This is a genomic window from Caulobacter sp. B11 (assembly GCF_002737765.1).
Lineage (GTDB): Bacteria > Pseudomonadota > Alphaproteobacteria > Caulobacterales > Caulobacteraceae > Caulobacter.
Window position 1 is genome coordinate 1 of the sequence record NZ_PEGG01000083.1, and the last position, 11516, is coordinate 11516.

10 protein-coding genes, 1 tRNA gene and 2 pseudogenes are annotated in these 11516 nt (G+C 66.9%); 7 read left to right on the forward strand and 6 right to left on the reverse strand.

Annotated features, from left to right (window positions below):
* Together CSW58_RS04960 and CSW58_RS04965 are read right to left on the reverse strand one after the other, a co-directional pair.
* The coding region (locus CSW58_RS04960) for an endonuclease/exonuclease/phosphatase family protein (RefSeq protein ID WP_369825078.1) at positions 1–571 on the reverse strand (571 nt) is incomplete at its 3' end.
* Between the two features lie 40 nt (positions 572–611).
* Positions 612–1214, reverse strand: coding sequence for a hypothetical protein (locus tag CSW58_RS04965; protein WP_099446546.1), 603 nt, complete (start codon positions 1212–1214; stop codon positions 612–614).
* A 124-nt stretch (positions 1215–1338) separates the two neighbouring features.
* Here CSW58_RS04965 and queA point away from each other — a divergent pair.
* Together queA and tgt are read left to right on the forward strand one after the other, a co-directional pair.
* Positions 1339–2426 (forward strand): annotated as a pseudogene (queA, locus tag CSW58_RS04970) (tRNA preQ1(34) S-adenosylmethionine ribosyltransferase-isomerase QueA).
* A 2-nt stretch (positions 2427–2428) separates the two neighbouring features.
* Positions 2429–3543 (forward strand): annotated as a pseudogene (tgt, locus tag CSW58_RS04975) (tRNA guanosine(34) transglycosylase Tgt).
* Here the strand turns inward: tgt and CSW58_RS04980 are convergent.
* Positions 3525–4175: a hypothetical protein gene (locus CSW58_RS04980; RefSeq protein ID WP_236627653.1), complete on the reverse strand. Its 651-nt coding sequence runs from the start codon at positions 4173–4175 to the stop codon at positions 3525–3527. The pseudogene tgt and the gene CSW58_RS04980 sit on opposite strands and share 19 nt — an antisense overlap.
* Before the next feature lie 137 nt (positions 4176–4312).
* Between CSW58_RS04980 and CSW58_RS04985 the strand changes: the two genes are divergently transcribed.
* From CSW58_RS04985 to CSW58_RS05005, 5 genes are all read left to right on the forward strand, one after another.
* Positions 4313–4387 (forward strand) — tRNA-Lys (locus CSW58_RS04985).
* A 317-nt stretch (positions 4388–4704) separates the two neighbouring features.
* Positions 4705–5493 (forward strand): glycosyltransferase family 2 protein, encoded by a 789-nt coding sequence (locus CSW58_RS04990; RefSeq protein ID WP_161494565.1) that lies wholly within the window; start codon positions 4705–4707, stop codon positions 5491–5493.
* A gap of 398 nt (positions 5494–5891) precedes the next feature.
* Positions 5892–6761, forward strand: a complete 870-nt coding sequence (gene cysT / locus CSW58_RS04995; protein ID WP_099446553.1) for a sulfate ABC transporter permease subunit CysT — start codon at positions 5892–5894, stop codon at positions 6759–6761.
* Complete coding sequence (cysW, locus tag CSW58_RS05000) at positions 6761–7603, forward strand: sulfate ABC transporter permease subunit CysW (protein ID WP_099446548.1); 843 nt, start codon at positions 6761–6763, stop codon at positions 7601–7603. The genes cysT and cysW overlap by 1 nt, the downstream gene beginning before the upstream one ends.
* A 14-nt stretch (positions 7604–7617) precedes the next feature.
* The gene (locus CSW58_RS05005; RefSeq protein WP_099446549.1) at positions 7618–8637 is read left to right on the forward strand and encodes a sulfate/molybdate ABC transporter ATP-binding protein; all 1020 of its coding nucleotides are present in this window, start codon (positions 7618–7620) and stop codon (positions 8635–8637) included.
* Between the two features lie 7 nt (positions 8638–8644).
* Here the strand turns inward: CSW58_RS05005 and CSW58_RS05010 are convergent, their stop codons facing one another.
* From CSW58_RS05010 to CSW58_RS05020, 3 genes are all read right to left on the reverse strand, one after another.
* Positions 8645–9631: a transglutaminase family protein gene (locus CSW58_RS05010; RefSeq protein ID WP_099446550.1), complete on the reverse strand. Its 987-nt coding sequence runs from the start codon at positions 9629–9631 to the stop codon at positions 8645–8647.
* Positions 9632–9640: 9 nt separating this feature from the next.
* Positions 9641–10582, reverse strand: coding sequence for an alpha-E domain-containing protein (locus CSW58_RS05015; RefSeq protein ID WP_099446551.1), 942 nt, complete (start codon positions 10580–10582; stop codon positions 9641–9643).
* A partial coding sequence (locus tag CSW58_RS05020) for a circularly permuted type 2 ATP-grasp protein (protein ID WP_201721578.1) occupies positions 10579–11516 on the reverse strand: 938 nt, incomplete at its 5' end. The genes CSW58_RS05015 and CSW58_RS05020, both read right to left, overlap by 4 nt.

The window sequence follows — 11516 nt, forward strand, 5'->3', positions numbered from 1 at the left end:
GCCGCCGGTCCTGATAGAAGCCGCGCCGCTTGACCATCGGCTTGCGGCTGAAGATCCAGGTGTCGCAATAGCGCTTGCCGTCACAGGAGACGCTGTAGGGATAGGTCCGGCGCAGGCCCTCGATCACGGGCCAGGATTCGCCGCCGCCTTCTTCCAGGGTCAGGATGTCGGCGTCCTGGGCCAGGATCCATTTCAGGGTCGCCTCGGGATCGTCGTTGCCGGCCCAGAGGTTGAACTGGACCAGCTTAATCTGCCGCGCTTCGCGCGGCGCCGGCTTGGGTTGACCCAGGGCGGCCAGCAGTTCGGGGGTCATCAGGGCGCCGCAGGCCAGGACGGCGACCAAGGCGATGGCGGCGATGGCGATGCGCTCGGGCCCTCGCGCCGCGACCAGGCCCAGCCCCAGTCCGCCCAGCCCCATGGCCAGCCAGATCGGCGCGAAATGGGTTAGGGCGTCCAGCCGGTCGCTGAACACGCCCCCCAGGCAGGCCAGGGCGAAGGCCGCCCCGACCAGAGCCAGCATCAAGGCGGTGCCGCGCAGCATCAGGCTGGCCAGTTGCAGGATCAGTCGCATGACCCTCGACCTACCACGGACGGTCTCGCTTCGCCTTCACTCAGTCGCCAGCGAAATAGACGAAGCTGATCTTGCGTACCGGCTCGGCGCCGATCCGCAGACCGCCGGTCAGCACGGCTCTTGCCTCACCGCCCGGCCCGCCGGCCTTGGCGGCCTTCAGGGCGTCGACGTCGAACTGGCCCAAAAAGGCCACCTCGCCGATCCGGGGATCGGCGCTGCGGAACGCAACCTCGCGGGTGTCGACCCGGTAGCTATCGGCCAGCAGGCGGAAACTGACCGTGTGATAGGTCTGACCCAGTTCGTTCTCGGCCGTCGGGCTGGTGACGTCCTGGAATTCCAGGAAGAACGGCCCGAAATTGCTGGGGCGCTTCCCGTCTTCCCAGGCGGCGAAGTCGCTGGGCGAACCCATGTTCAGGGACTTGAGCCGCCAATTGCCGACCTGAGCGGGGGGCTGGGCGAAATAGTAGCCAAACACGTCCAGGGCCGGGTCATGCTGGAAACCGGCGACGGCAGGATCGGGCGAGGGGGCGGCGACCGGGGCCGTGGCGGCCGGTGGTCGGGCAGGCGCTTCGGCGGTGGGCTTGTTGTCACAGGCGGCGACCAGGAAGGTCAGCAGCGCAACTGAGGCAAGCTGGCGTTTCATGGCGATCCTCCCCCGAAGACTGGTGTGTCCTGGAGTTTGCCGTCGCTTGCAGGTCTTTGTCCACGGCGCTCGCGCGGCGGGCTATCTTGACCTGCGGGCTTGCCCGTGTCCTTGAAGCCGCCCCATGCGCCTTTCCGATTTTGACTTCATCCTTCCCGAGGACAGCATCGCCCTGCGACCGGCCGAGCCGCGTGATTCCGCGCGCCTGTTGGTGGTGCGGCCGGGCGAGGCTCTGGCCGACCAAGTCGTGTCTGATTTGCCCGATTTCCTGCGTCCCGGCGACGCCCTGGTGTTCAACGACACCCGGGTGATCCCGGCGCGGCTGTCGGGCCTTCGGGCCGGGCGGCTGACCGGCGGCGGCGACGGCGCGCCGGTGGCGGTCGAGGCGACCCTGCATCGCCGGTTGGCTCCGGATCGCTGGGCGGCCTTCATGCGTCCGGGCAAGCGCCTGCAGGTCGGCGACCGCGTGGCCTTCGGCGCGGACGAGAACCGGCTGGACGCCACCGTTCTTGAAAGCGCGACGGCGGCGAGGTGCTGCTGGCTTTCGATCTGTCGGGCCCCGAGCTGGATATCGGCATCGCCCGCCACGGCGAGATGCCGCTGCCGCCCTATATCGCCGCCAAGCGCCCCGAGGACGACCGCGACCGCGCCGACTACCAGACCGTCTATGCGCGGGAGGACGGCTCGGTCGCCGCCCCGACGGCGGGTTTGCACTTCACGCCGGACTTGCTGGAGCGGCTGAAGGCGCGGGGCGTGTCGCTGCACTTCGTCACCCTGCATGTCGGGGCCGGCACCTTCCTGCCGGTCAAAACCGACATCGTGGCCGAGCACAGGATGCACGCCGAGTTTGGCGAGGTGCCGGCCGCCGTGGCCGACGCCCTTAACGCCGTGCGCGCCGCCGGCGGTCGCATCGTCTGTGTCGGCACTACCAGCCTGCGCCTGCTGGAAAGCGCCACGGGCGAGGACCGCGTCATCCGGCCGTTCGCCGACGAGACGGCGATCTTCATCACCCCCGGATACCGCTTTCGCGCTGCCGACGTGCTGATGACCAATTTCCACCTGCCCAAGTCGACCCTGTTCATGCTGGTCAGCGCCTTCGCCGGTCGCAAGGTCATGCGCGACGCCTATGAGCGGGCGATCGCCACGGGCTACCGCTTCTATTCCTATGGCGACAGTTCGCTGCTGTTCCCCGCTGACCCGGACGAGACCTGAGCATGGCCTTTCCCTTCGAGATCTCGGCCACGGACGGCGCGGCCCGCACCGGCGTTTTGAAAACGCCGCGCGGCGACATCCGGACCCCGGCCTTCATGCCGGTCGGCACGGCCGGGACGGTCAAGGCTCTGACCGTCGATCAGGTCAAGGACACCGGCGCCGACATCATCCTGGGCAATACCTATCACCTGATGCTGCGGCCCACGGCCGAGCGGGTGAAGCGCCTGGGCGGTCTCCACAGGTTCATGCGCTGGGACAAACCGATCTTGACCGACAGCGGCGGCTTCCAGGTCATGTCGCTGTCGGGGATCAGCAAGGTCACCGAGGAGGCCGTGACCTTCTCCAGCCATATCGACGGCTCCAAGCATGCGCTCAGCCCCGAGCGATCGATGGAGATTCAGGCCGACCTGCTGGGCAGCGACATCGTCATGCAACTCGACGAGTGCGTGGCCTGGCCGGCCGAGGAGAAGCGGGCCCGCGAGGGCATGGAGCTTTCGGCCCGCTGGGGGCGCGGTCAAAGGCGGCGTTCGGAACCCGCGACAGCCAGGTGCTGTTCGGCATCCAGCAGGGCTCGACCTTCAAGAATCTGCGCCAGGAGTCCTCCGAGCGCCTGCAGGAGATCGGCTTCGACGGCTACGCGCTGGGTGGGCTGGCGGTCGGGGAGGGGCATGAGGCGATGTGCGAGGTGCTCGACTACGCGCCGGCCATGCTGCCCGCCGACAAGCCGCGTTATCTGATGGGGGTCGGCAAGCCGATCGATCTGGTCGAGGCGGTCTATCGCGGCGTCGACATGTTCGACTGCGTGCTGCCGACCCGTTCGGGTCGCCATGGCCAGGCCTGGACCTGGGACGGGGCGATCAACATCAAGAACGCACGGTATGCCGAGGACGACACACCGCTGGATCCCGGCAGCGACTGCCCGGCCAGCCGCGACTATTCCAAGGCCTATCTGCGCCACCTGTTTAAGGCCGAGGAGATCCTGGGCCAGGTGCTGCTGTCCTGGCACAACATCGCCTTCTTCCAGGCCCTGACGGCGGCGATGCGCGAGGCGATCGCCGAGGGTCGGTTCGAGGCCTTCCGACGGGACTTCGCGACCCGTCAGTGCAAGGCGGGCTGAGCGGGCACGCCGGCGGGTTCAGGCTCTGGCCGGGTCGGGTATCGCGGCTTGCGGTCCTTGAGCGCCGGCTCGATTTTCGCCGCGCCGAGATGCTGGGGCGTAGCCGGCGGATTGCAGCCTCGAGATTCGCCCAGGCCCTTCAGATAGGCGCGCCGCACGTGGCCGGAGGTGATCGCCGTCTGCACCAGGCGATCATGGCGTTCGGCCCCGGACAACTTTCGCACCCATCCTCGCATCGGGATCAGGTCTTGGGCGGCGCTGGCCACCGCCCCAAGGGCGGCGCGACCGGCGGCGCGGCGGCCTCGGTCCATCAGATCCTCGTCCTCCTCGGGCGGGTGGGCGTCGAGATCCTCGCCCAAGGCGGCGTCCAGCGGCACGATCTGGCTGGCCAGGACCTCGCACCCCACCCGCGGCGGCCGTGCATAGGGATCGGTCATGGCCTCCAGAAGAATGGGCGGGATCTTGGTGCGCACCAGGTTGACGTCGCGCAACGGCGCCGACACCGCGCCGCCGATGCTGTCTCGGTTGGCGTCCTGGGTGGTCTGGACCTGCTCCTCGGTCACCGGCTGCGACGCCGGCTGCGCGGTGCTGGCGCAGCCGGCGAGGACGGGCAAGGCGAACAACAGGGTCATCAGACTACGCATGGCTGAACCCTAACGCGTCAGAGGCGCAAGCGTCATCCACGATGACGACGAAAGCCTGCTTGCGGCGCGGGCGAGCCCCGACTATGTTCCGCGCCGCTTCCACCGGCCCCCGCCGCGTTGACAGCGGGCCGGTAGCTCAGTGGTAGAGCATTCGACTTTTAATCGAATGGTCGTGGGTTCGACCCCCACCCGGCCTACCAAAACCTTGAAGGTTTTCAAGGACTCTAAAGAAAGCTTCGGCAATCTGTCCATTTCACCCCGGACCCGTCGTTCAAGCCGGGTTTTGAGACCTTGAGCGCGACGCCTCTGTTTGGGCGGCGTGTTCCCGGAACCAACCGAATCGTGCGGTCGCGCCCTGTGCTTGCCGGCCGCGTCCCCGCCCAGGGGAGTGGCGGCGGCGTTCGCGCATCATGCCGTCTCGGCAGCAAGCTGTTCTTACAAAATCGCCTAGAACCTCCACCCTAGGTGGTGCACAACGGGCCATTCCGGCGCGGCCGGTGATCTGGAAGGGTCTATCGTGAAGACAGCCGTCATTAGCGTGGTGAAGAACGTTGAGGGTCGCATCGAGGAATGGTGCGCCTATCAACTGGCCTTTGGCTTTGACGCTGTAATTCTGCTGAACAATGGATCGACCGATTCAACCCGAGCCGTCGTCGAGCGCATGATCGCATCGGGCGCGGGGGACATCCGGCTTTTCGACTGGACCATGACCAACGCCGGCTACCAGACCATGGGGTTTGAGTGGGCCATGTGGCGTCACCGCGACGAGTTCGATTGGGTCGCCTGTCTTGACGCCGACGAGTTCATGTCAGGGTTCAGCATCCCCTCCATGCTGGATGTTCCAAGAAGCTGCTCGGCCATCATGGTTCCATGGGCGGTGTTTGGGTCGTCCGGCCTCGACGCGTCTCCGGAACTGGTCGTCCCGGCGTTCATCCAGCGGGCGCGCGACGACCATTGGGACTACCATCACGTCAAGAGCTTCGTCCGCCCGTCCTGTGTGATCGGGGCGTTCAATTCCCATCACTTCCACGTCCATGGCAGCACGCTCGACACGCGCCATCTGAACATCGTCGAACCCAGCGCCGTGCAGCATTCCCAGCCGAGCTTCGCCCATGGCAAGGTCAACCACTACTTCGTGCAATCGCGCGCCGATTTTCAGGCCAAGATCGACCGGGGCTATCATGACCATCCGGATCGGCGTTGGGACGAGTTCGATCAGCTCAATCGCAACGAGGTCCAGGACACCGACGCCCTTATCCACCTGGAAGCGACCAAGGCCCTCATGGAACGGTTCCGGCATGCCTAGCGATCGCGCTGATTTTTAGGCGGAGGTCGCGGGCGGCATCTTGGTAGAAGCTCTGGGATGGAATTGACTCTCAAGGGCGGCAGGTGCCCGACCGACGGCGGTTGTCCAGTCGGTGGTCGCGTCCCGGTCCTCCGTTCGCTGCTCCTCGGCCCAGAGGACTCGAACCGTGACGCCGGCTGCGCCTGTGTTGGCCCGCGAGCGTACAGGTCGTCTTTGCCTATCCCTGTCGACCGCCAGTTTTTCTGGTGCGGGCGCGCGGTAAATCTCAATTGACCCGACCGGCGTGGAAGGGATTAAACCACACAGCGCGATCGCGGAATTTCTGAACTTCGCGGTGAGACGCTTTGATCTTCGAGCCCTTGGGCGACAAACGCCGTAGCATGGACGACGCTCACGCGATGACCGCCGAGACCTATGCTGCGTCCCCAACGCCTGTCGTCCGGCGAGCCCTGTTTCGGCGCCGTTCGGCGATCCCGGGGTTCGGCGTGACCCTGGGCGTCACCCTGACCATCCTGTCCCTGATCGTGCTGATCCCGCTCTCGGCCGTGGCGATCAAGGCGGCCGAGCTTTCGCCGCAGCAGTTTCTCGCCGCGGCGTTTTCCGAGCGGGCCCTGGCCGCCTATCGCCTGTCCTTCGGCGCGGCGTTCGTCGCCGCGGTGATCAACGGCGTGTTCGGTCTGCTGACCGCCTGGACGCTGGTGCGCTACGAGTTTCCCGGCAAGGCGGTGATCAATGCGCTGGTGGATCTGCCCTTCGCCCTGCCCACGGCGGTCGCCGGCATCGCCCTGGCCACCCTCTATGCGCCCAACGGCTGGATCGGCGCGCACTTGACCCCCTTGGGGATCAAGGCGGCCTACAACCCGATCGGCGTCACCATCGCCCTGATCTTTATCGGCCTGCCCTTCGTGGTGCGCACCCTCGAGCCGGTGCTGCGCGATCTGGCCGCCGATGTCGAAGAGGCCGCCGCCAGCCTGGGCGCCTCCCGGCTGGCCACCATCCTGCGCGTCGTGCTGCCGGCCCTGGCCCCGGCCTGGCTGACCGGCTTCGCCCTGGCCTTCGCCCGGGGCATCGGCGAGTACGGCTCGGTCATCTTCATCGCCGGCAACATGCCCTACAAGAGCGAGATCGCCCCGCTGCTGATCATCATCCAGCTCGAGCAATATGAATACGCCGCCGCCGCGTCGATCGCCCTGGTGATGCTGGGTTTCTCGTTCCTGATGCTTCTGGTGATCAACGCCGTACAGGCCTGGGCGCGGAGATTCCACTGATGGCCCGTGCGCGCCACCCGACCCAGGATCCGCTGTGGGCCAAGCTGATCGTCATCACCCTGGTCATGGTCTTCCTCGGCCTGGTCCTGGTTCTGCCCCTTGCGGCGGTCTTCGCCGAGGCCTTGCGCAAGGGCGTGGATGTCGCCCTCGCCGCCATCAGCACCCCGGACGCCCTGGCCTCGGTCCAGTTGACCTTGATCACGGCGGCCATCACCGTGCCGTTCAACGCCGTTTTCGGGCTCTGCGCCGCCTGGGCGATCGCCAAGCACGAGTTCCCGGGCAAGGCCCTGCTGATCACCCTGATTGACCTGCCGTTCTCGGTTTCGCCCGTGGTGGCCGGCCTGATCTATGTGTTGGTCTTCGGCATGCAGGGCTGGTTTGGCGAACGCCTGGTCGACCACGACATCAAGATCATTTTCGCGGTTCCGGGCATCGTTCTGGCCACGATCTTCGTGACCTTCCCCTTCATCGCCCGCGAGTTGATCCCGCTGATGCAGGAACAGGGAACCAGCGAGGAGGAGGCCGCGGTCTCGATGGGGGCGTCCGGGCTCTACACCTTCTGGCGGGTCACCGCGCCGAACGTCCGCTGGGGCCTGCTGTACGGCGTCTTGCTCTGCAACGCCCGCGCCATGGGCGAGTTTGGAGCGGTCTCGGTGGTCAGCGGCCACATTCGCGGCCTGACCAACACCATGCCGCTGCATGTGGAAATCCTCTACAATGAGTATGACTTCGTCGCCGCCTTCGCCGTCGCCGCCCTGCTTTGCCTGCTGGCCGTGGTGACCCTGGTCCTCAAGGCCGCGCTCGAGATCGCCCAGCCCGCCGTGCGCGGGCGCGGCCACTGACGGAACATCGCCCCATGACCATCTCCATCCGTTCCGTCGAAAAGCAGTACGGCCGCTATCCCGCCCTCAACAAGGTGGGCCTCGAGATCGCCGACGGCGAACTGCTGGCGCTGCTGGGCCCATCCGGCTCCGGCAAGACAACTCTGTTGCGGGTGATCGCCGGCCTGGAGTTCCCGGAAGGCGGCCAGGTCCTGTTCAACGACCAGGACGTGACCTTCGCCTCGGCCGCCGCGCGGCGGGTGGGCTTCGTGTTCCAGCAATATGCGCTGTTCAAGCACATGACCGTGGCCCGCAACGTCGCCTTCGGCCTGGATGTCCGCAAGGGCAAGGACAAGCCCTCCAAGGCCGAGATCACCGCCCGCGTCGACGAACTGCTCAAGCTGGTCGAGCTGGACGGCCTGGGCGGTCGCTATCCGTCGCAGCTATCGGGCGGCCAGCGCCAGCGTGTGGCCCTGTCGCGCGCCCTGGCCGTATCGCCCAGCGTGCTGCTGTTGGACGAGCCGTTCGGGGCCTTGGACGCCACGGTGCGCAAGTCGCTGCGCCGCGAACTGCGCCGCATCCATGACGCCACGGGGGTGACGACCATCTTCGTCACCCACGACCAGGAGGAGGCGCTGGAGCTGGCCGATCGGGTCGCGGTGCTGAATGCCGGCCAGATCGAGCAGGTCGGCACGCCCGATGAAGTCCACGACAACCCCGCCAGCCCGTTCGTCTGCGGGTTCGTGGGCGAGGCCAACCGCTTCGACGGCGTGGTCTCAGGCGGCCAATTCACGGCGGGGCCGGTGGTGCTGGCCGCGCCCGGCGCGCGGGACGGCCCCTCGATCGCCTATGTGCGACCGCATGATTTCCTGCTCGACGAGTCTGGCTTCGAGGCCAGGATCGAGCGTGTCGCGCCGCAGGGCCCGCTGGCCCATGTCGAGGCCGTTCTGGCCGACGGGCGGCGCATCGAGGTCACGGTCGCCCGCGACGACGCGCCGCGATTTGCGGGCCTGGTAAAGCTGTCCTCGCGCCGCAGCCACGTGTTCGCGGCCTGATCGACGCCTATTGCTGCTGCTGCTGACGCTGCTGGTTCTCGCGGATCGCGTCGGCATTGGCGCGTCGGCGGGCCTTGCTTCCCGACGGGGCTGACGGACGGGGCAAGCGCAGGAACTCCGGCTCGGCCAGGGCCGCGCGGGCCCGCCGCACCGAGACGCCCACCGCCAACTGGCTGTCGGAATCGCCTTTGTAGACCCCGCGGGACGGTGTGACGTCGCCGTAGTCGCGCCCAACGGCGACGGCGACATGGCGTTCGCCCGTGAGCATATTGTTGGTAGGATCAAAGCCCACCCACCTCAGGCTGGGCAGGAACACCTCGACCCAGGCGTGGGTCGCGTCGGGATCGGAGCGGTCGCCCGCGTCGCGGTCGGTGAACAGGTAGCCCGAGACATAGCGGGCCGGTAGACCCCAGGCGCGGCAGATGGCCAGCATGATGTGGGCGAAGTCCTGGCAGACGCCTCGTCGGGCTTCCAGCGCCAGGTCGATGGGGCTGTCGGCGTCGGTGACGCCGGGCTCGTAGTCGAACGCCTGATAGAGGGTCTCATTGAGCCGCCGCAGGGCGCTGAGCGGGTCCTGCCGCCGCAGGGCGTCCAGATCGTGGTCGACGATGAAGCGTTCGAGCATCTCGGTGGTGCGAACAAAGCCGTGCGGACGCAGGAAATCAAAGCACTCGCCGCGGACGAACTCGCTCTTCATTCGATCCCATTCGCCCATGTCGAGATGGAGCGGAAGCTCCGCGGGGGCTTCGGTCTCGACCGCCGAGCGGGCGATGATCGTCAGCTTGTCGTGCGGTTGCGGCACGTCGAAATGGTAGACGGCGTTGCCGAAGCTGTCGGCATAGGAAAACACCTGGGCGGCCGGGTCGATGTCGAGGTCGAAGCTGACCAGCCGTTGGCGCGCGCCCTTCTGAGGCTGCATCCACAGCTCCATCAGGCTTTCGCGGACCGGTCGTTCATAGTGGTACTGGGTGACGTGGCGGATCTCGAGCAGCATGACGGATCCTTAGGCGGGAAGGCGGTGTTCGAGCGGATAGGCCACGAAGGTCTCATAGATTCCCTGGTGGATACGGGCGCATTCATTGGTCACGGTGGTCAGCAGGCTGCTGGCCCCGTAGGCCTCCAGTTCGTCCACGTCGGCGAATTCCAGACGCGCCTTCAGCCGGCCGGCCATCCGTTCGGGGGCGGCGCGGCCGGTGGCTTCCACGTGGCGGGCCAGTTCGCTGAGGTGACGTTCGATCTGGGCGGTGGCGAAGCGGATGGAGCGCGGGAAATCCTCGTCGAAGACCAGGAACTCCAGGATGTGCCGCGGTTCGATCTCGGCGGTATAGACCCGAAGATAGGGCTCAAGCGCGCAGGCCATGCGCAGCAGGCTGACCAGGGCCAGGTGGTCATTGATCTCGCGGCCCGGACCTTCTGAAAAGCAGGCCTCCAGCAGGCTGGCGATCAACTGGGCCCGTTCCAGGTACATGCCAAGCATCATGAAGCGCCAGCTCTCGCCGTGGCTCATGGTCGCGTCGGCGGCGCCCTTGAACAGGTGCACGTCGGCGATCAGGTCCTGCAGGAAGTTCACCGACCCGTCCGCGAAGGCGTCGGCCGCCCCTTCGTCGGTGACCTTCAGATAGAGCAGATTGAGGCGCTCCCAGGTCTCGGTGGTGATCTGGTCGCGGACCTGACGGGCGTTTTCCCGGGCCTTGGCCACCGAGGACACCACCGAATTGTGGTCCGAGCGGTCCAGGACCAGGGACTCGGCGGCCTCGAAGGGGCCCGTGTCGCCGATCTCGGTCTCGCCGACCGCCGAAAGGGCGATCCGAACGGCCTGGGCGCCGGAATCGGTCTGGTCGAGGGTGGCGTTGAGCATCACCGTCGACAGGCGCGACAGGTGCTCGGCCCGCTCCATGTAACGGCCCAGCCAGTAGAGGCTGTCGGCCACGCGCGCGAGCATCATGCCTCGGCTCCCTTACCGTTCATGCTGCTGTCGTCGGCTAGCACCCAGGTGTCTTTCGATCCGCCGCCCTGGCTGGAATTGACCACCAGCGATCCGCGCTTCAGCGCCACCCGCGTAAGAGCGCCGGGCGTGACGACGGTCTTCTCGCCCGACAGGATGAAGGGCCGCAGATCAACGTGCCGGGGCTCGATGCGGCTATCGACCAGGCACGGGGCCGTCGACAGCTGGATGGTCGGTTGGGCGATGTAGTTGGCGGGATCGGCCCGCAGGGCGTCGGCGAAGTCGCTGCGCTCCTGGGCCGTGGCGTGGGGCCCCACCAGCATGCCATAGCCGCCCGACGCGCCCACGGCCTTGACCACCAGCTTGTCCAGATTGGCCAGGACGTGGCTCAACTGGGCGGGCTCACGGCAGAGGAAGGTCTCGATATTGGGCAGGATCGCATCCTCGCCGAGGTAGTATTTGATGATGTCGGGCACGAAGGCATAGACGGCCTTGTCGTCGGCCACGCCGGTGCCCGGCGCGTTGCACATCACCACATTGCCGGCCCGATAGGCGTTGAACAGGCCCGCCGCGCCGAGTGAGGAGTCGCGGCGGAAGGTGAGGGGGTCGATGAAGTCGTCGTCGACCCGGCGATAGATTACGTCCACCCGACGCAGGCCGGTGGTGGTGCGCATGTAGACCATGTTGTCATGAACCACGAGGTCGCGGCCCTCGACCAGCGGTACGCCCATCAGTCGCGCCAAATAGGCGTGCTCGTAATAGGCCGAGTTGTAGACGCCGGGGGTCAGCACCACGACCTGCGGATTGGGCCGCCAGTCGGCGCTCATGCTCTTCAGGGTCGCCAGCAGCAGGTCGGGATAGCGCTCGACCGGCCGGACCCCGGCGGCGCGATAGGTGCCGGGGAAGGTGCGTTTGGCGGCGTCGCGGTTGGCCA